Raw genomic sequence first — 24,744 nt, 5'->3', positions numbered from 1 at the left:
TCCTTAAATGTTTTCTAAATCAAGAACTTTTTTATTTTTAATTAAATAATCTGCACCTGAAATTACAGTAAATACAACAGCTAAATAAAATATTCCCATGCCAATAGGTCTAAATTTTTCTATTCCAGTTAGTAGTAAAATATTTGATATTAGCTGGGTAACAGTCTTAAATTTACCAAGAGGACTAGCTGCAATTGTAATATTTTCAGAAGCTGCAATAATTCTAAATCCAGTAATAGTAAACTCTCTTGCTATAATAATAATTACAGCCCATGCTGGCATTTCTCCAGTGCTAACTAGCATAATCATAGCTGAGCACACTAAAATTTTATCTGCAAGGGGGTCAGCAAATTTTCCAAAATTAGTAACTAAATTGTCCCTTCTTGCAAGATAACCATCTAAAAAGTCTGTAAAAGAAGCAATGGCAAAAATAAGTGTTGCAACTATTCTCGAATTATTAAAATCTAAATACATGCATAAGACAAAGATGGGAACCATTAAAGTTCTCATGAGAGTCAATTTATTTGGAGTATTCATATAGCTTCACCTACTAAATCATAATCTAAAGTATCAATAACTTTAACCTTAACAAAATCTCCTATTTCTAAATTCCTATTAGACTCAACATAGGTCACTCCATCAATTTCTGGAGCATCCATATATGTTCTTCCTACATAATTATTTTCGTCAATCTTTTCTTCTATTAAGACTTCTAAAGTTTTATCTAAATTTTTTGAAAGGATTTCATTAGAAATATCGCTTTGTATTTCCATAATTTCATCTTTTCGTCTCTTTTTAACTTCATCAGGAATTTGATTATCTAAAAGATCCGCCTTCGTTCCCTCTTCTCTGGAATATTCAAAAACTCCAAGCTTGTCGAATTTAATATCTTCTATAAAGTCTACAAGTTCTTTAAAGTCTTCTTCATTTTCTCCAGGAAAACCAACTATAAAAGTTGTTCTAATTACAATTTCTGGAATGGCTTTGCGTAAATTTTTAAGAGTCTTTATAATATGGTCCTTGCTAGTTTTTCTGTTCATACTCTTTAAAACATTGTCAGATATGTGTTGAAGAGGCATGTCCACATATTTCACTAATTTTTCATTAGTTCTAAATTCTTCTATTAATTCATCAGTAAAATGATCAGGATATAAATATAAAACTCGAATCCACTTTAAATCTTCTATTTTTGAAATTTCTTTAATTAATTTAGCCAAAGAATATTTTGAGTACAAATCAATTCCATAATCAGTAGTATTTTGTGCAATTAAAATAATTTCCCTTGCGCCTTTACTTACTAAGTATTGGACTTCAGCATATATATCTTCAATTTTTCGAGACCTGTTTTTGCCTCGAAGCGATGGAATTATACAGTAAGAGCAGTTGTTATTACAGCCTTCTGAAATTTTCACAAATTCTGTGGTCTTAACATCTTCTTTTTTTATTCCCTCAATATAAGCTGAGTTTAAATTGTCAGTCTTTACAAATAAATCTCCAGCCATACTTCTGTCTAAGAGCTCATTTATATAATTAATATTTCCTGTGCCAATAATCCCATCAATTTCTGGGATTTCCTTTAAAAGTTCCTCAGGATATCTTTGGGCAAGGCAACCTGATAGAAGAACTTTTTTGCATCTTCCCTCATTTTTATATTCAACTGACTCTAAAATTGTGTCAATTGACTCTTCCTTGGCTGCATCGATAAATCCACAAGTGTTTACAATTAAAATATCAGCATCACTTGCATCCTCTACCATTTTGTATCTATCCTTATTTAAAAGTGAGTACATCATAGATGAGTCGACTTCATTTTTGGAGCAACCCAAGGTAACTATATGCACATTATTCATCTTCATCACCTAAAATTGTATCTATTTCTTCCTTGGTCTTTAAAAGTTTTCTGGGCTTGGAACCTTCATGAGGTCCAATGATGCCCATTTCTTCCATTTGATCTACTATTCTTCCTGCTCTTGAATAGCCAACCTTTAATTTTCTTTGAATATAAGAAATTGAAGCTTGTTCGTCGTTAACTACAAGTTCAACTGCCTCTTTAAAAAGTGGATCCTTTTCATCATCAACTTTAATTTTCTTGTTTTCTATTGCTTTTTCTATTTTTGATTCAAGGTTAGTTTTTATTTCGTTATTATTTTTTACAAAGTCAACTACTCTTTCCACTTCGCTGTCACTAATTAGTGCACCCTGTATCCTTTTTGGTTTTGGATATTTACTTGGATAGAACAACATGTCGCCCTTGCCAAGAAGTTTTTCTGCACCGCCCATATCAAGAATAGTCCTTGAGTCCACAGAAGAGGCTACAGCGAAAGCAATTCTTGATGGTATGTTAGCCTTAATAGTTCCTGTAATAACATCAACAGAAGGTCTTTGCGTAGCTAGAATTAAGTGCATTCCAGCAGCCCTTGCCTTTTGTGCAAGCCTTGCTATATATTCTTCTATTTCCTTTGATGCAACCATCATAAGGTCAGCAAGTTCGTCAACAATAATTAAAATCTTAGGAAGTTTTTCATCTTCTCTTCCCTCTTCAACCATCTTCTTGTTGTAGCCCTTAAGGTCCCTAACATGATTTTCTGCAAAGGCAAGGTATCTTTTTTCCATTTCATCAACAGCCCAGTTAAGTGCAAAAGCTGCCTTCTTAGGATTTGTTACTACATCAATTAAAAGATGTGGAATGCCATTATAAACACTAAGCTCAACTACCTTAGGGTCAATTAGCATTAACTTTACATCCTTTGGTGATGATTTATAGATTACACTAGTAATTATAGAATTAATGCAAACTGATTTACCAGAGCCTGTTGCTCCTGCAATTAGTAAATGTGGCATATCTTCCATGCCAGAAATTAAAATATTTCCTTCAACATCTTTTCCAAGAGCTAATGGAAGATCAGACTTAATAGTTTTAAATTCATTGGAATCAATTAACTCTTTAAGTCCAACAGCATCCTTTTCGTTGTTTGGAACTTCAATGCCCACAACAGTTTTTCCAGGTATTGGAGCTTCAATACGAAGATCTGAACTTGCAAGAGCCATGGCAATATTGTCACTAAGTCCAACAATTCTAGATAGTTTTATGCCAGGCGCTGGTTTTAACTCATAGGAAGTAATGACAGGTCCACGATTTATGGCAACAACTTTAGATTCAATTCCAAAGTTTCTCATAGTATTTTCTATGATTCTTCCCTTTTCTATTACCTCATCTTTGGAAAATCCGCCCTTTGATTTGAGCCTATCTAAAAGGGCTGTATCTGGATAAGTATAGATATATTCTTCTTTATTTTTATTTTCAATATCATCTTTTATTGTATCGAGAACTTCTTCTTCGTCTATTTCAATATATTCAATATTTTTATCTACTGACTTATCCTTCTTGTCAATAAGACTAATATCGTCAGATTTTTCTTCTTCAGGTTTTTCCAAAGTATTATCCTCAGAATAATCTTTTATAACTAAATTTTCTCCAAATTCTTCGACTTCAATTGATTTTTCTTCTTTAGCTTTTTTTAACTCTAATTTATCTTTCTTTAGATTTTCTCTTTCAATTTTCTTCTTTTCTTTTTCATCTTGCTTTAATTTTTTTTCAGCCTTCTTTACTTCATGGGCTTTCTTTTTGTCTTCAAAATACTCGCCAAGATCTTCAGTAAACATGATTATTTGATCGATGTTAACTTTAAGCATGAAATAAATTGATGCCACAATTATTAGTCCAAGAACTAAATAAGTTCCAAGAGATCCTAAAAGTTTATAAGAGAAAAATCCAAAGATGGCGCCAATTATACCGCCACTTCTTGTAATGTCCATATACTCTGTTGACTTGATAATTCTCTCAATTAAAGTCATATCCATTTCCTTAGAACCATCGAGGAAGACTAAAATACAGAAAAATATTACAAGAGAGCAGATTATATATCTTCTCATGTGAAATTTCGTGGCTTGAAGATTGTATAGAATGCCCCAAAAAATAAGTAGAAGTGGAATTATAAAGTTACCTGAGCCTGAAATAACAGAAAATAATTTATAAATTAATGTGCCAATTATTCCCATTCTCTGACTGTAGAGAGAAATAAAAAATACTATGCCTATTACAATTAAAAATAGACCCATTATTTCTTTGCCAGAAGATGTTTCAGAACTTGTCCTTCTTCTTTTGCTAACATTTTTTTTATTGTTTTTTTTATTTTTTATCAAGAGATAGCACCTCAATAATATTATAACAATTTGTTGTCTTAAAGACCAGTGTGACCAAAGCCTCCATCGCTTCTTTCAGTTTCACTTATCTCTTCAACTTCAACAATTTCTGGAGTTTCTATTTTCATAAAAACAATTTGTGCAATTCTTTCTCCATCTTTAATGACAACTTCATCCTTGCTCATATTTATAAGAATTACTTTTAACTCTCCCCTGTAATCAGAATCAATTGTTCCTATTCCATTAGGTAGACCTAGACCTTTTTTTAATGCAAGACCAGATCTAGCTCTAACTTGAGCTTCGTAGCCCTTGTCAAATTCTAAAAATAATCCAGTTGGAACCAAAACTCTATCAAGTGATTTTAAAACTAAATCTTCATCAAGATTAGCCCTAAGATCCATTCCTGAGGAGCCTTCTGTTTCATATTTAGGAAGTGGATGCTTGCTTTTGTTAATAATTTTTAATTTCATAAATTCCCCTTTAAAAAATCGCATTAAAATAAATCTTAATGCGACTAAAATTTTATTTACTTATCTTGTTCTTTCTTATTATCTTCTCTCTTTAAAAGAGCTTTTCTTGAAAGTGAAATTTTACCAGTATCATCGGAAATATCAATAACTTTAACTTCTACTGTATCGCCAACTTTTAGAACATCATCAACACTATTTGTTCTTTCGTGAGCAATTTCTGAAATGTGAAGAAGTCCTTCAGTTCCCTTTTTAAGTTCAACAAAGGCACCAAACTTAACAATTTTCTTTACTTTACCAGTGTAAACTTCTCCGACTTCAATTTCTTTTACTATGTCTTCTATTATAGCAATTGCTTCCTTAGCTCTTTCATCACTTTCTGAAAGAATAGAAATTCTTCCGTCATCATCTATATCGATTTTAACGCCAGTTTGTTCAATAATTTTATTAATTATCTTTCCACCAGCACCAATTACTTCGCCAATTCTTTCAGGGTCAATAGAAATCATGTGGATTATTGGAGCGTACTTAGAAAGTTCAGCTCTTGGCTTTTCAATAGTAGTTGCTAGGTAATCTAGTATTTCAAATCTTGCAACCTTTGCTCTTTCAAGGGCAACTTCAAGGATTTCTTTTTTAATTCCTTCAACTTTAATATCCATTTGAATAGCAGTGATACCTTCTCTAGTACCAGCTACCTTAAAGTCCATATCTCCAAAGTGATCTTCAAGTCCTTGAATGTCAGTTAAAATTTTTATAACACCATTTTCTTCAATAAGACCCATAGCAATACCTGCTACTGGTGCCTTAATTGGCACACCTGCATCCATTAATGCAAGAGTAGATCCACATATAGATGCTTGAGAAGATGATCCATTAGATGATAATACTTCAGATACAACTCTTATTGTGTATGGGAAAGTTTCGCTATCAGGTATTACTGGAAGAAGTGCTCTTTCAGCTAAAGCACCATGACCAATTTCACGTCTTCCTGGTGATCTTGATGGTTTAGTATCTCCTACACAAAATCCTGGGAAATTGTAGTGGTGAATATATCTCTTTGGCTTGTCATCTCCAAGTCCATCAATTACTTGTTCTTCTGAAATTGCACCAAGAGTTGCAATAGAAAGCACTTGAGTTTGACCTCTAGTGAATAGTCCAGAACCATGAGTTCTTGGAAGGACTCCTACTTCAGAAGAAAGAGGTCTGATTTCTGTAAGTTTTCTATCATCGGGTCTTCTTTCATCTTCAAGAATACCACGTCTAACTTCAGTTACTTCTATTTCTTCTAAGGCAGCTTCTACGTCTTTTGCATTTTCTTCCATTAGTTCTTTAAAATGTTCTCTAATGTCTTCTTTTGCTGCTTCAGTTTTTTCAACTCTTACAATTTTATCCTTTTGTCTAATTGCATCAACTAATAAGTCTTTGCCATATTCCTTAACTTTAGAAACAATTTCTTCATTAGCTTTAAATACTTCGTAGGCTGCTTTTTCTTTTCCAACTTCTGAAGTGATTTCATTGATAAATTTACAAATTTCTTTGATAACTTCGTGTCCCTCTAAAATTGCTTCAAGCATTTCAGCTTCACTTACTTCTTGTGCTCCTGCTTCAACCATCATAATGGCAGATTCAGTTCCAGCAAGTGATAAGTTAATTCTAGATTGGTTTCTCTCTTCTTCATTAGGGTTTATAATATACTTTCCATCAATAAATCCTACTTCAACTGAACCAGTAGGTCCATCAAAAGGAATGTCAGAAATAGAAAGAGCAATAGATGAACCAATCATGGCAACAATTTCTGGTGAATGATCTTGGTCAACACATAAAACAGTTGCAACAATTTGCACATCATTTCTATATCCTTCAGGGAAAAGAGGTCTAAGAGGTCTGTCGATTAATCTAGCAGAAAGTGTAGCCTTTTCGCTTGGTCTTCCTTCCCTTTTAATAAATCCACCAGGAATTTTTCCAACGGCATACATCTTTTCTTCGTAATCAACACTTAGAGGAAAAAAGTCGATTCCCTCTCTTGGTTTAGATGAAGCTGTTGCTGTCACTAGGACAACAGTGTCTCCATATTGTACTAAACAAGCACCGTTAGCTTGTTCTGCAACCTTTCCAATTGTAACTTTTAACTGGGAACCTGCGAGATCCATAGTATAAGTTTTTTCCATTATTTCCTCCTTTTAATAAGAAAGAGCGGAATTACCGCTCCTATTATCCTCTTATTTGTAGTTTTTTAATAAGTGTACGATATCTTTCTATATCACTATTTTTTAAATATCTTAATAAGTTTCTTCTCTTACCTACCATTTTAAGAAGTCCCCTTCTTGAGTGGTGGTCTTTCTTGTGAACTCTTAAGTGTTCGTTTAAATCGTTAATTCTTCTAGTAAGAATTGCAATTTGTACTTCTGGTGAGCCTGTGTCACCTTCGTGAGTTTTAAATTCGTCAATAATAATTTTTTTAATATTTGGTTCTAACATATTTTCCTCCTAAATTTTTAATTCAGCTAATCAAAGTAGGCGTCGAGGAGCGACCAACTGTGAATAGCTATTTAACCTTTTATATATTACCACGAAATGTCATAAATGTAAAGTTATCTATTCCTTGTAATTAAAACATCTTTTGCAATTTGGTCAAATAATTCTTCTAGACTATTAAACTTTAATTCAGGTCTAACAAAATCTAAAAGTTCAAGCTCTACAATCTCTCCATATATATCTTCGTTAAAGTCTAATATGTGTGCCTCAATTTTTATGCCATCATGTTCAACTGTTGGATTAGTTCCAATATTAGTAGATGCCCTATATTTTTTGCCCTTAATTATAATATCTGTGTCATAGACACCAAACTTTGGAATAACAAAATTGTCAATTAGTTCAAAATTAGCCGTTGGATAACCCATTTTCTTTCCCAAACCCTTGGCATGAATAATTTTTCCAATGAGTTTATAGGGTCTAGACAACAAAAAATTTGCATCTTTTATATTTCCATCTTCAATTAAATTTCTAATTAGAGAAGAAGAAATTTTTTCGCCATTGTAAGAAATTTGATCAATCACTTCAACAGATTTAAATAAGTTTTTATTTTCCTTTAAAAACTTTACATCTCCAGATTTTTTATATCCATAGGTATAGTCATAGCCCACTACAACTCCCTTTATTTTTAAATTTTTTGCTAAAAAATCATCTAAAAACTTAATTGGACTGTAAGACATAAACTCTCTCGTAAAATTAATCAGGTAAATTATATCTACGCCTAAATTTTCTAAAATTTCAAATTTAGTCTTATTAGTTGTTATAATATCTTTTTTCCCTACTTTTACAAGATTATCTGTGTGCTCGTTAAAAAGCAATAGACTTGACTTAATATTTAATTTTTTTGCATTTTCAATTGCCTTACTTATTAATTCAATATGACCTCTGTGGACGCCGTCAAAATTGCCAAGGGCTATAACTGATTCTTGCTCTGCCTCATAATTTAAGTCAATTTCAATTATTTTCATAAATCACCTATTAAATTCTTCTTCATCTTGAGAAAAAATTCTCCATCTTTTTTCCTTATTTCTCCAATACCCAAAAATTTATTATCTGAATAAACTCTATAATTTTCATCAGAAAAATCTTCCTTTAATTTATAAAACTGTCCACTAATGAATTTGTCGCAAAAACTCTTTGGAATATCAATTCTCTTAAAATCCATTAGCGCTAAATCAATGGGTAAAATTTTTTCTTTTATTTCATCTAGGCTTGATTTTTCAAAATCAGAAACTTTTATGGCATCTTCAATTTTAAAAGACCCAGTCCTAATTCGTCTAAGCTCAGTTAATGCACCATATGTGCCTAAATATTTTCCTATATCGTAGGCAAGAGATCTAATATATGTTCCCTTTGACACGTGAACTAAAATAGTAAACTCATCTTTTCCATTAAAGTCTAAGAGTTTGTTTTTATAAATTTCAACATTTCTTTTTTTTATTTCGACGTCTTTTCCTTCTCTTGCATATTCATAAAGTTTTTTCCCCTTAACTTTTAGGGCAGAATAAATTGGAGGTTTCTGAGAGATTTTACCAGTGAATTTAATTAAAGCATCTTTAATTTCTTCTTCAGTAAAAATTACATCTTCTTCCTCCAAAATTTTTCCAGTTATGTCATAGGTGTCGGTCAAAATTCCAAGTCTTACTTTCGCTTCATATACTTTGTCACTTGATAAAATATAATCACTTGTCTTTGTGCCCTTCCCTATGGAAATCACTAGCACACCTGTAGCCATTGGATCAAGTGTGCCTGTGTGACCTACTTTTTTTATTCCCAATTTTTTTCTAACTTTATAAACTAAATCGTGAGAAGTGATTCCCTTTTCTTTGTCAAAAATTAAAAGTCCGTCCATCATAATTGTTCTTCAGCTACTTTTACCACATCTTCTTTGGCCTTTTTTAAATCAGTATGATTTATTGTGCCACCAGATGCTCTTACATGACCTCCGCCATTAAATTTTGATGCAACTTTTGTGCAATCAACATCAGACTTTGATCTAAGAGAAAGTCTTATGCAGTCGTCTTTTTCCTTTAATAAAACTGCAAGCTCCACTGTATCAATATCTCTAACAAATTCAACTATGCCATCAGCATCAGATTTTTCTGCCTTTGATTTTTCCATGTCTTCTTTAGTGACAAATACAACAGCAATTTTGTTGTCATGAAAATACTCAATTGAATTCATGGCTCTAATTAATAGATCTGTCTTTTCTCTAGACCTACTTTGATATACATTTACTGTGACTTTATCAATATCAATATCATATTTAAATAAATTTGATGCAGTTAAAAAAGTATCTGAAGAAACAGAACTATATTTAAAAGAACCTGTGTCAGTGGAAAGTCCTGTATATAGTGAAGTTGCAATTTCTTTGTTTAGTTCGAAATTCAAAGTTTCAAAAATCCTTGCAAGGACTTCACAAGTCGCTGGAGATTTTGAATCAACAATATTTAAATCAGCGTAATTGGTGTTACTAAAATGGTGATCAATATTTACAGTTTTCTTTGATGCTTCAAAGATTTTTTTTATATTATCTCCCATTCTATTTTCGTCAGATGAATCTAAGGCAATAAATAAATCAAAATTGTTATTTATTTCATCGGGAGCCTTAGAAAAGGATAAGTTTGGCAAAAATTTAAAGGATTGTGGAATCTTGTCATCTAAAACAAAAACAACATTTTTGCAAAGTTTATTTAGCATGCCCACCATAGCTGTAGCTGAACCTAAATTATCTCCATCTGGATTTAAGTGAGATGCAACTGCAATAATTTCACTTTCATCAATTAGTTTTTTTAATTCAGAGGAAAGTTCTACTAGATTATTCATTTCCACGATTTACCTCATCAATTAATTTGTCAAGTTCAAGAGCTCTCTCTATGGAATCGTCTTTTATAAAGATAAGTTCAGGCATTGCTCTAAGTTTAACTCTTTTAGACAATTCTTTTTTAATATATCCCTTTGCAGAATTTAATCCTTCCACGGCTTCATCTCTGTCAAAGTCATTTCCAAGCACAGACACATATACCTTGGCAAAGGATAGATCGTTAGTTACTTCAACATGAGAGATGCTTGTAATAGATGGAATTCTAGGATCCTTTAGTTCATTTTGGACAATATTTGAAATTGTTCTTTTTACTTCTTCAGATATTCTATTAATTCTCTTATTGTTCATTATGCTCTCTTAACTTCCTTTAGTATATATGACTCAAGAAGGTCTCCTTCTTTGATGTCGTTAAAACCATCGATAACAAGTCCGCCTTCAAAACCAGTAGCAAGTTCCTTTGTATCATCTTTAAATCTCTTTAGTGAAGCTATGTCTCCTTCGTGAATTACGACATCGTCTCTAAGAACTTTTACTTTAGAATTTCTTAAGATTTTACCATTTAAAACATATACTCCTGCAACCATTTGGTTATTAGGAAGTTTAAAGGTTTGTCTGATTTCACATCTACCAAGAATTTCTTCAACAATATCTGGATCTAACATACCCTTAGCAGCTTGTTCAATATCATTTATGATTTCATAAATTACTCTGTAAGTTCTAATTTCAACATCTTCAGCCTTAGCAAGTTCAATGGCATTAATATTTGGTCTAACATTAAATCCAATTACTATTGCATTAGATGCAGAAGCAAGTGTTACGTCAGATTCATTAATTCCGCCAACTCCAGAGTGAATTATTGAGATTTTTACTTCATCAGTAGATAGTTTTAGAAGTGATTGATTTAAAGCTTCAACAGAACCCTTAACATCAGCCTTTACAACTATGTTTAATTCCTTTACATCTTCTTCAGAAATTTTTTCAAATAAATTGTCTAGACTAATCTTTGTAGTTTGGCTAAGTCTTTTTTCTCTAGTGATTTCTGCATTTTTGTCAGCAATAGCCTTTGCAGTCTTATCATCATTAACTGCATAAATTGTATCACCTGCATTAGGAACTTCGTTAAGACCAAGAACTACAACTGGCATAGATGGACCAGCCTTTTTAACTTGCTTGCCCTTATCGTCTTGCATAGCCCTAATTCTTCCTGAACATACTCCAGAAACTATTGAGTCGCCAAATCTTAAAGTACCATTCTTAATGAGAATAGTTGCCATAGGTCCCTTTGCCTTGTCAAGGTTTGCTTCGATAATAGTTCCAATAGCTCGTCTATTAGGATTTGCCTTAAGCTCTCTCATTTCGGCAACTAGAAGAATCATTTCAAGAAGTTCATCTATGCCTTCTCCTGTTTTTGAAGAAACACCTACAACAATTGTGTCTCCTCCCCACTCTTCAGCTAGCAAGTTTTCATTCATAAGCTCTTGCTTTACCCTTTCAGGGTTAGCTTCTGGCTTATCAATCTTTGTTATAGCAACAATAATAGGCACTTCAGCAGATCTTGCGTGAGAAATTGCTTCAAGTGTTTGTGGCATTACACCATCATCTGCGGCTACAACAAGCACAGCAATATCTGTAGTTTGAGCTCCTCTAAGTCTCATAGAAGTAAAGGCTTCGTGACCAGGCGTATCTAGGAAGGTAATTTTCTTTCCAGCTAAATTAACTGTGTAAGCTCCTATGTGTTGAGTAATTCCACCAGCTTCTGATTGTGTTACATGAGTCTTCTTGATTGAATCAAGAAGAGAAGTCTTGCCGTGGTCAACGTGGCCCATTACTGTAACTACAGGTGGTCTAGTCTTTAAGTCTCTTTCTTTATCCTTTTTTAGAAGACCGTATTCTTCTTCAATTGATTCGTCTAGCTTTGGCTCTTCAATGTCTATTTCAACACCAAGTTCATCTGCTAATAAAATACAAGTGTCTTCATCAATGCTTTGATTTTGATTAGCCATAACTCCAAGGCCTATTAATTTTGTAATTACTGTAGATACAGATACTCCAAGTTGATCTGCAAAATCTTTAACTGTAATTGGTGCAATCACTGTTATAGGATCATCTCCTCTATTTTCTTCCTCTGTTTTATGTCTTGATTTAACTTTTTTCTTTGGCTTTTTCTTAGTTAAATCTCTGTTGTAGGAGTTGTTATTTTCCCTTTTATTATCTTTTTTGTTTTTAAATCTATTTTTTCTATTACTGTTAAAATCCTCATCTTCAAAAGATTCTTCTTTTTTATTTTTGTGATTTTTATTGCCTTTATGATTTTCTATTTTTCTTTCATCAAAAAATTCTTTGTCATAATCTTTTTTTTGCCTTTGGTCATTAGAAGTTTTAACTTTATTTGTTTTTTCTTTCTTATCCTTACTATTTTTAGCAACTTCACTTTTTGCTTTTACATCTCTACTATTTTTAGAATTATCATTCTTTACAGGAGATTCATTCTTAGAAGAACTTTTTTTGTATAATTTTCTTATTCTTTCTTCATCAGCACTTTCTAAAGTTGACATATGGTTTTTTACAGGTATTTCCATTTCATTTAATTTTAAAATTAATTCTTTGCTTGTAATACCAATTTCCTTTGCCAAAGCGTGCACTCTAATTTTTGACAAATTGAACACCTCCTCAAAAGAAGCTTAATCCACAGAATTTATTAGTTTCTCATATACTTCCTCACTAATTTCTGTCGTAAATGCCCTATTTAGGGCCTTTGACTTTATCGCTTTTTCCAAACAACTTTTGTCATTACATAAATAAGCTCCTCTTCCATTTGCCTTTCCCGTTTTATCAATAAAGATTTCATCTTCCTTGTTTTTAACAACTCTGATTAAATCTTTTTTTGGTTTTTGTTCCCTACAACCTATACAAGTACGCATAGGTATTTTCCTAATTTTAGTCATTTATTACTCCGTTAAATTAAGAATTTTTTAATCTTCCTTTTCTTCAGATTCTTCACTATTTTCTCTAGAAGATTCTACTTCTAAATCATCTTTTTCATTGATATCTAAATCATTATCTTGAGAAACTTCTTCACTGCTAACTTCATCAGAATTCTCTAAAGTTATATCATCTTCAGCTTCAAGATCATCAGACACATCTTTCTTTGCATTTTCAAATTCTTCAGCTAATTCTTCTTCAGAGATTCCCCTATCTTCAAGATAAGCTTCAAACTGTTCCTTAGACTTAATATCAATTTTCCATCCTGTTAGCTTTGCTGCAAGTCTAACATTTTGTCCCTCTTTACCTATTGCAAGAGATAATTGATAATCTGGCACTATAGCCAAAGCAGATTTTTCAGCTTCATTTACAAAAACTTTTTCTACCTTAGATGGACTTAGTGAGTTTGCAATAAATTTGTCCATTTCCTTTTCGTAAATAACAATGTCAATTTTTTCATTGTGTATTTCATCTACAATTGCATTTACCCTTTGACCCTTGTATCCAACGCAAGCCCCTAGTGGGTCTACTTCAGGATCTCTTGAAAATACAGCAATCTTTGTCCTTGATCCAGCTTCTCTAGAAATAGAATAAATTTCAACAATTCCTTCACTTACTTCAGGCACTTCTAATTCAAAGAGTCTCTTTATTAAGTCAGGGTGTGACCTTGAAAGGACAATTTGTGGACCCTTTGTAGACTTTTCAACAGATAAAATTAACATCTTGTATCTGTCGCCATGGTCGTATCTTTCATTACTTATTTGCTCACTATAAGGCAAAATTGCTTCAGTAGTTCCTAAATCAACATATACATTATTGTAGGCCTTCCTTTGAACTACTCCCGTAATGATTTCCTTTTCTCTTTCAACATATTCGTCAAAAACAATATCTCTCTCAGCGTCTTTTATTCTTTGGATAACTACTTGTTTAGCTGTTTGAGCAGCAATTCTTCCAAAGTTTTTTGGATGTATTTCTAAATTATATACATCTCCAACTTCATAGCTTGGGTCAATCTTTTTTGCCTCTTCTAAAGATATTTGAAGTTGATCGTCTTCTACTTCATCAACAACATCCTTAGATGCAAAAAGTTTTATCTCTCCAGTTTCTCTATTCATGTTAACAATCACATTTTGAGATGTACCATAATTTTTTCTATAACTAGAAACTAAAGCTGATTCCAAAGCCTCGAAGACAATTTCTTTTGAAATCCCTTTTTCTTTTTCGATTTCATTCAAAGCGTCTATAAACTCTTGGTTCATTTATTCCTCCATTAAAATTTAATAGTTTGTTTCATAGATGAAATTGATTTAATAGGAATTTTTAATTCTTCACCATCAATGTTACAATATACAAATTCATCATCATATTTGTCTAAAACAAAACTAAATTCTTTTTTTCCGTCAATTGGTGCATAAAGTTTAAGTTCAATTTCCTTGCCAACATTTCTTCTATAGTCATCTTTTGTTTTTAAAGGTCTATCAAGTCCTGGCGAAGAAATCTCAAGATAATAAGGACTTTTTAAAATGTCAAGATCGTCTAACTTTTTCTCTAAATTTCTACTCATTTCTGTGCAGTCATCAAGATCAATTCCTTCTTTTTTATAAATAAAAATCGAAAGAAGATCGTGCTTTGATCCATTTTGAAATTCTATGTCTACAATTTCGTAGCCAAGTTCTTCTGCTACCTCTTCAGCTAGTGGGTAAATCTCTTTTCTTAATTCTTTTTTATTCACTTAACACCTCACTACTAAAAAACAAAGAGTGGGCTAACCCACTCTTTACACTAAAATATCTTTCTTATTAAATTATAACACAAATTAGTAGAATTACAACTTATAACAAAAATTACTTAATTTACAAATTTTAAAAATTAAATAGAGAAATTTGGTTTGTCTCATCAAGATCAATTAACATTCCATTTTTTTGTAAAATTGTAATTACTGAGTTGCCTGCCTTAGTTCTTTTAGAAAAGTCTTCTATGGATAAAAACTTTGACTTCATAGCCTCTTCTTCTATGTTATTAGCACAGTTCTCACCAATGCCTGGTATTGCCCTTAGTGGCATTCTTATCTTTTTATCTTCTATAGTAAACTTGGATGCCTTTGATTTATATAGATCAGCTGGCAAAAATTCAAAGCCTCTTGCATACATTTCAAGAGCAACTTCAGACACTCTTATTTCTCCCTTGTCCTTTGCAGTTGGTTTTTGAATTTCCCTTAAAATTTTTATTCTATTCTTTAAAAAGCTTGGACCTTCAATAATATTTTCTCCATTAAAGTCATTTAATTTAATAGTGAAATAGGTTGCGTAAAAGGCTAGAGGATAATTTAATTTATAGTAAGCTATTCTAAAGGAGAGCATTACATATGCAACAGCATGTGCCTTAGGGAACATATACTTGATTTTTTTACAGGAATCAATATACCATTCAGGTAAATCTAAATTCTTCATTATCTTTTCTTGTTCTTCAGTAAGCCCCTTTCCCTTTCTAACTTTTTCCATGGTGTCAAAGGCCATTTTATTTTCTGCACCTGCATTTATTAGGTAAACCATAATGTCTTCTCTTGTTGAAATTACATCTTTAAGTTCTGCCCTTCCTGAGTCAACAAGCTCTTGGGCATTTGAAATCCATACATCAGTTCCATGTGATAGCCCAGAAATTCTTACCAGGTCCGCAAAATTCTTTGGCTTTGTTTCCTTTAGCATAGAAATTACAAAAGATGTACCAAATTCTGGTATGCCCAGAGTTCCTGTTTCGCAAGAAAAAATTTCTTCATCCATGTTAAAAATTTCTGCACTATTAAATATGGATAGAGTCTTTTCATCGTCTAGTCTAATTTTATTTGAATCAAGTCCAGTGAAGTCTTCAAGCATTTTAATAATAGTAGGACCATCGTGACCAAGAATATCAAGTTTTAAAATCTTTCCATGAATGAAGTTGTAGTCAAAGTGAGTAGTTATTACTCCTGATGTTGCGTCATCTGCTGGATACTGAATTGGGGTGAAATCGAAAATACTTTTGCTCTTAGGCACAATCATAACACCGCCTGGATGTTGTCCGCTAGTTCTTTTTCCGTCAGTTATTTCCTTTGCTAACCTATCTATTTCAACAGGCGAAATATTTTTGCCCTCAAAATATTTTTTTACATAGCCATAGGCAGTTTTCTCTGCAATTTTTCCAATAGTTCCTGCCCTAAATACATAACCCTCACCAAATAATTCTTCTGTGTATTTATGTGCTTGTGGTTGATATTCACCAGCAAAGTTTAAATCGATATCTGGTTCCTTGTCTCCATAAAAGCCTAAAAATACTTCGAAAGGAATGTTGTGTCCATCTTTTCTCATTGGACTTCCACATTCTGGACAAATTTTATCAGGCATGTCAACACCAGAACCGTATGTTAAATCTTTTGTAAACTCTGAGTGTTTACAATTTGGACAGATATAATGTGGTGGAAGAGGGTTAACTTCTGTTATGCCAGACATTGTTGCAACGAAAGATGAGCCAACAGATCCCCTTGAACCAACTAAAAATCCATCATCATTTGATTTTTTTACAAGCTTTTGAGCAATTATATAAAGGACTGAATATCCATTTGAAATTATAGATTTTAATTCTTTCTCTAATCTCTCTTCAACTATCTCCGGGAGCTTATCACCATAAATTTCGTGAGCCTTCTTATAAGTCATTTCTCTTAAACTTTCGTCAGAACCTTCTATTACTGGTGGATATTTGCCATCGGGAATTGGTTTAATGGCTTTTATTTCATCCTTCAACTTATTTGTATTTGTTACTACTACTTCATACGCTTTTTCTTCACCAAGATAAGAAAATTCATCAAGCATTTCTTCTGTAGTTTTAAAATAAAATTTTTGCTCTCGACTAGCCCTTGGATCAGGTCTACCTGGCTTTCCATTTAAAACAATTCGCCTTAAAATATCTTCTGACTCTTCAAGATAATAAGTGTCTGAATCAGCAATAACTGGAATTTCTAATTTTTCTCCAAGCCACAAGATCTTTTTATTTATTTCTCTTATATCTTCTATTGTGAATTTTCCATCTTCAATTGCCATTATATTATCGCTTGCTGGTTGAATTTCTAAAAAGTCATAATACTTTGCTATTTCTAAAAGTTCATCATCGGGACACATTCTGTAAACTGCATCGAAAAGTTCTGAGCTGGCATTGCCTGAGCCCACTAAAATTCCTTCCTTATATTTATCCAATAATGTTCGAGGAACTTTTGCGGTAAAATTATAAAATTGCATATGAGATGCAGATATCAGTTTGTATAAATTTTTTAGTCCAACTTCATCCTTGGCTATTAATAAGAGTGAACTTTCGAACAGTCGTTTAGAATCTATGTTTATAATTTCTTGGTTTAAATTGTCAAAATTAAATTCCTTATCTCTTTTAAATCTTTCAATTAATTTTATAAACATTGCAGCAGTAGCTTCAGCATCATTTACAGCTCTGTGAGCTCCAACAAGTGAAACTCCAAGATTTTTACAAAGTGTTCCTAAGTTAAATCTCTTCACATCAGTCATAAGAGCTCTTGACAATACTAGGGTATCTAAGATTGGGTGACTAAATTCTAAATTATTATTTGCATATTCCCTTCTTATGAAAGATATATCAAATTTCGCATTATGTGCAACTAAGACGGAGTCCTTTGAAAATTCATAAAATTTTGGGATTACTTCTTCGATTGTAGGTTCATTTTCTACTTTTGCATTGCTAATGCCAGTAAGTTCAACTACTACTTGTGGAATTTCTCTTTCAGGATTCACTAATTGTGAAAATCTATCTACAATTGTTCCATCAACAATTTTTACTGCACCAATTTCTGTAATTTTATCATTTCTAGAAGATAGTCCAGTAGTTTCTATATCGAAGACAACATAAGAATTATAATTTTTATTAGAATCATAATTTGTAACGATTTTTTCTTTGTCGTCAACAAAATTTATATCTGTGCCATATAAAATTTTAAGTCCAGTAGCTTCTCCTGCTTCCATTGCTTCTGGAAATCCCTGAACATCATTGGTGTCAGCTATAGCTAGTGCATCGTGACCCCATAGTTTTGCTCTTTTTGCAAAATCAGTAAAGGAAGTTACACCAGACATTTGGGACATTTTTGAGTGAATTCTAAATTCCGTTCTCTTTTCCTTGGAGTAATCCATGCGAATTACTTTTTCCCTTTTTTCAATGTATCTTATCATAAGAGTCTCACATTTTGAAAAACTATCATAATTTACATTTCCAGTTATTAAAACATGATCGCCCTTTTTGAAACTTTCCAAAAATTCTTCAAGCTTTTCTGGCTTTAAAAATATTTTGGCAAGACTTGAAGAAGTATAGTCTGTCACAGATAGGGAAACTAAAAAATTCCCAGATTTTATTTCTCGACTATCAATGTTAAAGATATCAACTTCTACAGTGACTTTTTGCGAATTGACATTTATATCAATAAGCCTTTGAGTATTATCAATATCTTTTTTTCCATAAGAATTTACTTTTTTTGCTTTGCTTTCCTTTATATTATTTTCTGCCTTTGTTTTAATTTCCAATTCATGCTTTGCAGAAATCACTTCTTCTGCCTCGTCAATCTGCGAAATAAAGGACTCAATATTGTCTTCTTCTACAATTTCTTTTACAAAGTCAAAGTCGATTTTATAGGAACCAAATACTTTGAGTTCTTCTTCCAAATAGTGACCAAATCCATTTTTTGTTAGGGTGTAATAGGCTTCCTCACTTGGAAGTTTTATTTCAATTTTATTTTTTTCTTTTTTAATTTCAATTTCTTCAATCCATATTTTTGAAGATGGATTGTACTTTTGTATTTCCGCACAAATTAAATCATCTTCACTTTTATAGAGAGAAGATGACTTGAATTCAATATAAATTTTATATTCTTCTAAATTTTTAGAAAAAATCTCTTTAATTTTTTTCTTTAAATTTGTATCTAAACCTTCTTTAGAAGTTATTACAAAAAATACCTCGCCACTATTCTTATTTCTCTTAATAGAATCTATGGATATATCATCTGAAACTTCTAAAGATGTGATTTCTAATTTTTTAAAAATATCTTTTAATAAAAGCAACTTCTCACCCGATTTTTTCTATTTCTGATAAAAGTTCACTTAAAAGTTTTTCTTCAGGAACTTTTTTTACGATTTCGCCCTTTTTAAAAATAAGTCCATTTCCATTTCCACAGGCAATTCCAATGTCTGCTTCCTTTGCTTCACCTGGACCATTTACTGCACAGCCCATTATTGCAACTTTTAAATTCTTATCCATTGCATATAGTCTGTCTTCAACATTTTTTACAATTTCAATTAAGTCTACCTTGGTCCTTGCACAAGTTGGACAAGAAATTAAATCTATTCCTTCCCTTCTGAGATCTAGTGCCTTTAAAATATCTTTTCCAGCTATTACTTCATCTAAGGGATCAGATGTTAGAGAAACTCTTATTGTGTCGCCAATTCCTTCAGCTAGAAGAGTCCCGATTCCAATTGCAGACTTAACAATGCCCTTCTTTGGTGTACCTGCTTCAGTGACACCAAGATGAAGTGGATAATTTGACATCTCAGAAAATTTTCTATAGCTTTCTATGGTCAAGTTTACACTGGAAGCCTTAAGAGATACAGCAATATCGTAAAAATTATTTTTTTCAAGAATTTCCACTTCTTCCATTGCACTATAACATATAGAAGATGCATTGACACCCTTAAACTTATCCAAAAACTCCTCTTTTATAGAACCAGAATTCACGCCAACTCTTATGGGAATGTTATAAAACTTACAAGCTTCTATTACTTCTTTTATCTTCCATGATTCGCCAATATTTCCTGGATTTAATCTTATAGCATCACTTTCGTTTTCAGCAGCAGCTATAGCCAGTTTATAATCAAATTGAATGTCAGAAATTATTGGAATTTTTATCTCCTTTTTTATCTCTCTAAGTGCGGCTGCATCATCTAAATCATTTACAGCCACTCTAATAATTTCGCAACCAGCTTCTTCCAATTTTTTTATTTGCGAAACAGTAGATTTTACATCTTTCGTATTGGTGTTAGTCATTGATTGGATTGAAATAAAAGAATCTCCTCCAACTGGCACCTTGCCAACATAAATTTTCTTTGTCTCTTTTCTCTTTATCATTTACTAAACAACCTTCCAATATCATTAAATATAGTTACATAAATCATTAAGCTAAATAAAATACTAATTCCAATTAGTGAAAGACCTTGTTCAAATTTTTCATTTATAGGCTTGCCTCTTAGAGCTTCAATTAACAAAAATAAAAATTTTCCTCCATCAAGAGCTGGAATTGGAATTAAATTAAATACACCGAGATTGACAGAAATCAGAGCCAAAATCTGTAAAAAATTTAAAAAGCCCTTAGATGATTCTGAGCCAATCATTTGTACAACTGCAACAGGTCCAGAAAGATATTCCATTTTAAAGGAACCATCAAAAATCATTTTTAAGCTCTTTAAAAACATGAGGGACATTTCGCCTGTCCTCTTGGCACCAAGTTCTATAGACTTAAAAAAAGAATGCTTAAGCTTAGATGTAATGCCAATTAAATACATTTTATTTTCTTCCGAATATCTTGGCTTTAAATTAATATCTAAGTTTTCGCCATTCCTATTTATTTTTAGATTAATTTCTTCATCCTTTTTGTCTCTAATTAAAGAATTAATATCGTAAATATCCTTAGTTTTAATTTTATCTATTTCTACTATTTTATCTCCAGCTTTTAATCCAGCAATTTCTGCTGGAGAATCCTTAATTACTGTGTCAATTTCATTTGAACCATAGCCAAAAATAGAAAAAATTATGGTAAAGGCAAGAAAGGCTAAAATAAAATTCATAAAAGCTCCAGCAAGAACAACTGCCATTCTCTTTAAAATAGGAGCATTGTTAAAGGATCTGGGATCGTGAGAACTTTCCTCTTCCCCTTCCATGGCAACATAACCACCAATGGGTAGTGCTCTAAGACTGTAAGAAGTCTCGCCCTTTTGTTTTTGGAAAAGTTTTGGTCCCATACCTATGGAAAATTCATTGACTTTTATTCCTGATAGTTTTGCCACTGTGAAGTGCCCAAATTCATGAAGCATTACAACTAATAGAAAAACTACTAGAGAACTAATTAAAGTGATCATCTGTCCTCCTTAAATAAAGTTGTACAAGATATAAATAAAGGGACTGATAAAAATTAAACTGTCAAACCTATCCAAAATACCACCATGTCCAGGAAGAATTTGTGCGTAGTCCTTTATCTCTGTGTATCTTTTTATCTTAGACGCAAATAAATCGCCAAATTGACCAGAAATAGAAGATAAGAATATAATAATTACTACAAGAGCATTAATATCATAAATTGCATTGTCCTTATTGAGCATTACAAAATAAATACTTGTAATGACAAGGGCAAAAAAAGTTCCCCCAATTGCACCTTCAATAGATTTATTTGGGCTTACCCTTTCAATTAACTTGTGCTTTCCAAAAGTTGATCCCACGAAGTAGGCAAAGGTATCTGTTGAAAAAGAAATAATAAAGCCAGCTATGATTAAGTAAATATCGTCAATACTTCCAAGCAAATTAAGCAAAAATATTGCATAAAAATAAGTAAATGTTGTATAAGCATAGTTGCTCAACTCATAATCATCTAAATGAACAAAAAGGCATGAGTTTACAACAAAAAATAAGACAAGAGAGAAAATTAAGTTTTTATCAAAAAAAGAGCATAAAAAAGTTATAAGAGCTCCAAAAAACAAGATTGGCAAAAATAATTTTATGCCTTTTTTGTAAAGAGCATTGTACATTTCTCTTACAGCTTCAAGACTTATAATAAAAAAAGAAATTTTTATTGCCTTTAGCCCCAAATAAAAAATTAGAATTATTAATAAAATACCAACTGCACCAGTGGTAACTCTCTTTTGTAGATCTGTCAAATTTAAAGTCCTCCATACCTTCTATTTCGTTTTTGAAAATCATATATAGCCTTGTAAAAATCATTTTCATGAAAATCTGGCCACAAAATATTTGAAAAATAAAATTCACTATAGGCTAATTGATAAAGTAAAAAATTAGAAACTCTAAGCTCACCACTTGGTCTAATTAAGAGATCCAGATCATCTTGTCCTGTGGTATATAAATAATTTTTAAAGCTTTCTGTATCAATATCATCAAGAGAAATTTTCCCATCAATAATATCCTTACAAATATTTTTACTAGCTCTAACTATTTCACTTTGGCCGCCATAATTTAGCCCAATATTCAATATCATTTTATCATTTGATTTTGTTTCCTGCAACGCATCTTCAATTAGTTTGACAATTGGGTCTGGAAAGGCTCTGTAGTCACCTAGAACTTTAATTTTTACATTATTCTTTTTAATTTTTTCCAACTGGCTTTTTATGTAAAAGGCTAATAAATCCATTAGCTTTGAAATTTCTTCTTCTGGTCTCTTCCAATTTTCTGTTGAAAAAGCATATAGGGTTAAGGATTTAATATTTATTTTATAAGCTGCTTCAACAATTTCAATAACTCTTTTAGTACCTTCTTTGTGACCAAAGCTTCTCGGCATATTTCTATTTTTTGCCCATCTTCCATTGCCATCCATTATTATTCCAACGTGTTTTGGAATGTTATTTAAGTCTAATTCTTCGTAATAATTCATAAAACTCCTTAAAAAAAGAGCCTTAGAATAATCTAAGGCTAAAATTTAAATTTCCATAAGTTCTTTTTCTTTATTTTCTGCTACTTTGTCAACTTCTTTAATATATTTATCTGTCAACTTTTGAATGTCTTCTTCATAGGAAGCTTTATCATCTTCAGAAATTTCTTTAGCTTTTTCTGCTTTTTTAATATCTTCCATAGCATCTCTTCTTACATTTCTAATAGATATTTTTGCCTCTTCAGCATACTTTCCAACTAGCTTTGTAAGATCTCTTCTTCTTTCTTCTGTAAGTTGAGGAATAGCTAATCTAATAATTTTTCCATCATTAGAAGGAGTTATTCCTAAATCAGATTTTAATATTGCCTTTTCAATATCTGGGATTAAATTTGCATCCCATGGTTGAATAGCAAGAAGTCTTGGCTCTGGAGCAGAAAGACTAGCAACTTGATTAATTGGAGTTTTTTGTCCATAATAATCAACATGAATTTTGTCAAGTAAAGTAGTATTAGCACGACCTGCTCTTATAGACTGAAGTGATTCAGTAAGTGAGCCTACAGTTTTATTCATTCTAGACTCAGTATTCTTTTTTAGATCAGATATCATAATATCCTCCTATTTAACGCTTGTACCAATATCTTCGCCACATACAACTTTAAACATTGCATCTTCTTCATCTATTCCAAATACTCTTAAAGGAATACTGTTGTCCATGCAAAGAGTTGTTGCTGTGCCATCCATAATCTTTAAGTTTTTATTTAAGATTTCTCTATAACTTAAATTGTCATATTTTTTTGCATTTTCATTTATATTAGGGTCAGAATCATAAATTCCATCTGTTCCCTTTTTAGCTAGTAATATAACATCAGCATCAATTTCTGCAGCCCTAAGTGCAGCCGCAGTGTCAGTTGAAAAATATGGATTTCCAACTCCAGCTGAAAATATTACAACGCGACCTTTTTCTAAATGTCTAATAGCACGCCTTCTAATATAAGGTTCAGCAACTTGCCTCATATCGATAGCAGTTTGCACACGAGTAATAACGCCTAATTTTTCAAAAGAGTCCTGCAATGCTAAAGCGTTCATTACAGTACCTAACATACCCATATAATCAGATGTAGCACGATCAATATTATTTTCGTCGCGTCCTCTCCAAAAGTTTCCGCCACCTACAACAATACCAATCTCAACACCTAAGTCATAAATTTTCTTTACTTGCTTTGCAATTAAATTGACATAATTAATGTCAATGCCAACGGAATTTGAACCAGCTAAGGCTTCTCCGCTGAGTTTTAAAACAATTCTCTTATATTTTGGCATTTACTCCTCCAATTTGTTAACCTATTTGTTTTGCTACTTCTGCAGCAAAGTCTTCTTCTCTCTTTTCAAGACCTTCGCCTACTTCAAATCTAACAAATCTTCTGATTTTAATGTTTTCACCAATTTTTGCAATTAAATCATTTAAAATATCTTGGATTTTTTTGTCTGGATCCTTAATGAAATCTTGGTCTAGTAAACAAATTTCTTCATAGAATTTTTCAAGTCTACCTTCAACCATTTTTTCAATAATGTGTTCAGGTTTATTTTCGCCTCTAGCTTGTTCAGTAAGCACTTTTCTTTCATGTTCTACTTCTTCAGCTGGAACTTCTTCACGACTTACATATTTTGGAGCAACTGCTGCAACTTGCATTGCAATATCTCTTACAAAAGATTTAAACTCATCGTTTTTAGCAACGAAATCTGTTTCAGAGTTAACTTCAACAAGAACTCCAATTCTTCCACCGTGGATGTAAGAATCAACAAGACCTTCAGATGCAATTCTTGAAGACTTCTTTGCTACAGATGCAAGGCCCTTTTCTCTTAGAAAGTCTATTGCCTTGTCCATATCACCATTTGTTTCTGTTAAAGCCTTCTTGCAGTCCATCATGCCTGCTCCAGATTTTTCTCTCAATTCTTTAACTAATGCTGCTGTAATAGCCATTTTAATTCACTCCTTATTTATTTTAAAAAAAGAGAGTCTTAAAGGATTACTTTAGAACTCTCGAAAT

General features: G+C 32.0%; 22 protein-coding genes. All 22 read right to left on the bottom strand.

Annotated features, from left to right (window positions below):
• Positions 1 to 3 precede the first annotated feature (3 nt).
• Entirely contained in the window at positions 4 to 537 is a 534-nt protein-coding gene (gene pgsA, locus HMPREF2801_RS04580) for a CDP-diacylglycerol--glycerol-3-phosphate 3-phosphatidyltransferase (RefSeq protein WP_070610786.1), read from the bottom strand.
• Positions 534 to 1,850, bottom strand: coding sequence for a 30S ribosomal protein S12 methylthiotransferase RimO (rimO, locus tag HMPREF2801_RS04575; RefSeq protein ID WP_070610784.1), 1,317 nt, complete (start codon positions 1,848 to 1,850; stop codon positions 534 to 536). The genes pgsA and rimO overlap by 4 nt, the downstream gene beginning before the upstream one ends.
• Complete coding sequence (locus HMPREF2801_RS04570) at positions 1,843 to 4,203, bottom strand: FtsK/SpoIIIE family DNA translocase (RefSeq protein WP_070610782.1); 2,361 nt, start codon at positions 4,201 to 4,203, stop codon at positions 1,843 to 1,845. The genes rimO and HMPREF2801_RS04570 overlap by 8 nt, the downstream gene beginning before the upstream one ends.
• 38 nt (positions 4,204 to 4,241) lie before the next feature.
• A complete protein-coding gene (gene dut, locus HMPREF2801_RS04565; protein WP_019124421.1) occupies positions 4,242 to 4,673 on the bottom strand; it encodes a dUTP diphosphatase in 432 nt (143 codons plus the stop codon).
• Between the two features lie 56 nt (positions 4,674 to 4,729).
• Positions 4,730 to 6,838, bottom strand: a complete 2,109-nt coding sequence (locus HMPREF2801_RS04560; protein WP_070610780.1) for a polyribonucleotide nucleotidyltransferase — start codon at positions 6,836 to 6,838, stop codon at positions 4,730 to 4,732.
• Between the two features lie 43 nt (positions 6,839 to 6,881).
• Positions 6,882 to 7,148 (bottom strand): 30S ribosomal protein S15, encoded by a 267-nt coding sequence (gene rpsO, locus HMPREF2801_RS04555; RefSeq protein ID WP_019107165.1) that lies wholly within the window; start codon positions 7,146 to 7,148, stop codon positions 6,882 to 6,884.
• Positions 7,149 to 7,261: 113 nt separating this feature from the next.
• On the bottom strand, positions 7,262 to 8,170 hold the full coding sequence (locus HMPREF2801_RS04550) for a bifunctional riboflavin kinase/FAD synthetase (RefSeq protein WP_070610777.1): 909 nt from the start codon (positions 8,168 to 8,170) through the stop codon (positions 7,262 to 7,264).
• Positions 8,167 to 9,057, bottom strand: coding sequence for a tRNA pseudouridine(55) synthase TruB (gene truB, locus HMPREF2801_RS04545; RefSeq protein ID WP_070610775.1), 891 nt, complete (start codon positions 9,055 to 9,057; stop codon positions 8,167 to 8,169). The genes HMPREF2801_RS04550 and truB overlap by 4 nt, the downstream gene beginning before the upstream one ends.
• Positions 9,054 to 10,028 carry a DHH family phosphoesterase gene (locus tag HMPREF2801_RS04540; RefSeq protein ID WP_070610819.1) on the bottom strand — a complete coding sequence of 325 codons (975 nt, stop codon included), beginning with the start codon at positions 10,026 to 10,028 and terminating at the stop codon, positions 9,054 to 9,056. Before HMPREF2801_RS04540 ends, truB begins: the two co-directional genes overlap by 4 nt.
• Complete coding sequence (gene rbfA, locus HMPREF2801_RS04535) at positions 10,021 to 10,374, bottom strand: 30S ribosome-binding factor RbfA (RefSeq protein ID WP_019124415.1); 354 nt, start codon at positions 10,372 to 10,374, stop codon at positions 10,021 to 10,023. Before rbfA ends, HMPREF2801_RS04540 begins: the two co-directional genes overlap by 8 nt.
• The gene (gene infB / locus HMPREF2801_RS04530) at positions 10,374 to 12,683 is read right to left on the bottom strand and encodes a translation initiation factor IF-2 (RefSeq protein WP_070610773.1); all 2,310 of its coding nucleotides are present in this window, start codon (positions 12,681 to 12,683) and stop codon (positions 10,374 to 10,376) included. The genes rbfA and infB overlap by 1 nt, the downstream gene beginning before the upstream one ends.
• Before the next feature lie 24 nt (positions 12,684 to 12,707).
• Complete coding sequence (gene rnpM, locus HMPREF2801_RS04525; RefSeq protein WP_070610771.1) at positions 12,708 to 12,971, bottom strand: RNase P modulator RnpM; 264 nt, start codon at positions 12,969 to 12,971, stop codon at positions 12,708 to 12,710.
• A gap of 27 nt (positions 12,972 to 12,998) precedes the next feature.
• Positions 12,999 to 14,267 (bottom strand): transcription termination factor NusA, encoded by a 1,269-nt coding sequence (nusA, locus tag HMPREF2801_RS04520; protein ID WP_070610769.1) that lies wholly within the window; start codon positions 14,265 to 14,267, stop codon positions 12,999 to 13,001.
• Positions 14,268 to 14,278: 11 nt separating this feature from the next.
• The gene (gene rimP, locus HMPREF2801_RS04515; RefSeq protein WP_070610768.1) at positions 14,279 to 14,740 is read right to left on the bottom strand and encodes a ribosome maturation factor RimP; all 462 of its coding nucleotides are present in this window, start codon (positions 14,738 to 14,740) and stop codon (positions 14,279 to 14,281) included.
• A gap of 130 nt (positions 14,741 to 14,870) precedes the next feature.
• Complete coding sequence (locus HMPREF2801_RS04510) at positions 14,871 to 19,112, bottom strand: PolC-type DNA polymerase III (protein WP_070610766.1); 4,242 nt, start codon at positions 19,110 to 19,112, stop codon at positions 14,871 to 14,873.
• Positions 19,113 to 19,116: 4 nt separating this feature from the next.
• Positions 19,117 to 20,172, bottom strand: a complete 1,056-nt coding sequence (gene ispG, locus HMPREF2801_RS04505; RefSeq protein ID WP_070610764.1) for a flavodoxin-dependent (E)-4-hydroxy-3-methylbut-2-enyl-diphosphate synthase — start codon at positions 20,170 to 20,172, stop codon at positions 19,117 to 19,119.
• Positions 20,169 to 21,179: an RIP metalloprotease RseP gene (gene rseP / locus HMPREF2801_RS04500; RefSeq protein ID WP_070610762.1), complete on the bottom strand. Its 1,011-nt coding sequence runs from the start codon at positions 21,177 to 21,179 to the stop codon at positions 20,169 to 20,171. The genes ispG and rseP overlap by 4 nt, the downstream gene beginning before the upstream one ends.
• 9 nt (positions 21,180 to 21,188) lie before the next feature.
• A complete protein-coding gene (locus tag HMPREF2801_RS04495) occupies positions 21,189 to 21,971 on the bottom strand; it encodes a phosphatidate cytidylyltransferase (protein WP_070610760.1) in 783 nt (260 codons plus the stop codon).
• A 2-nt stretch (positions 21,972 to 21,973) separates the two neighbouring features.
• The gene (locus HMPREF2801_RS04490) at positions 21,974 to 22,699 is read right to left on the bottom strand and encodes an isoprenyl transferase (RefSeq protein ID WP_070610758.1); all 726 of its coding nucleotides are present in this window, start codon (positions 22,697 to 22,699) and stop codon (positions 21,974 to 21,976) included.
• 45 nt (positions 22,700 to 22,744) lie between these two features.
• Complete coding sequence (gene frr, locus HMPREF2801_RS04485) at positions 22,745 to 23,302, bottom strand: ribosome recycling factor (protein WP_070610756.1); 558 nt, start codon at positions 23,300 to 23,302, stop codon at positions 22,745 to 22,747.
• A 9-nt stretch (positions 23,303 to 23,311) separates the two neighbouring features.
• Positions 23,312 to 24,016 (bottom strand): UMP kinase, encoded by a 705-nt coding sequence (gene pyrH / locus HMPREF2801_RS04480; protein WP_019124404.1) that lies wholly within the window; start codon positions 24,014 to 24,016, stop codon positions 23,312 to 23,314.
• 16 nt (positions 24,017 to 24,032) lie between these two features.
• Positions 24,033 to 24,677 carry a translation elongation factor Ts gene (tsf, locus tag HMPREF2801_RS04475; protein ID WP_070610754.1) on the bottom strand — a complete coding sequence of 215 codons (645 nt, stop codon included), beginning with the start codon at positions 24,675 to 24,677 and terminating at the stop codon, positions 24,033 to 24,035.
• Between the last annotated feature and the right edge of the window lie 67 nt (positions 24,678 to 24,744).

The sequence above is a fragment of the Peptoniphilus sp. HMSC062D09 genome (assembly GCF_001811425.1).
Classification (GTDB): domain Bacteria; phylum Bacillota; class Clostridia; order Tissierellales; family Peptoniphilaceae; genus Peptoniphilus_A.
The sequence above is the reverse complement of the archived record's forward strand: the minus strand, read 5'-3'. Positions and strand labels throughout refer to the sequence as shown.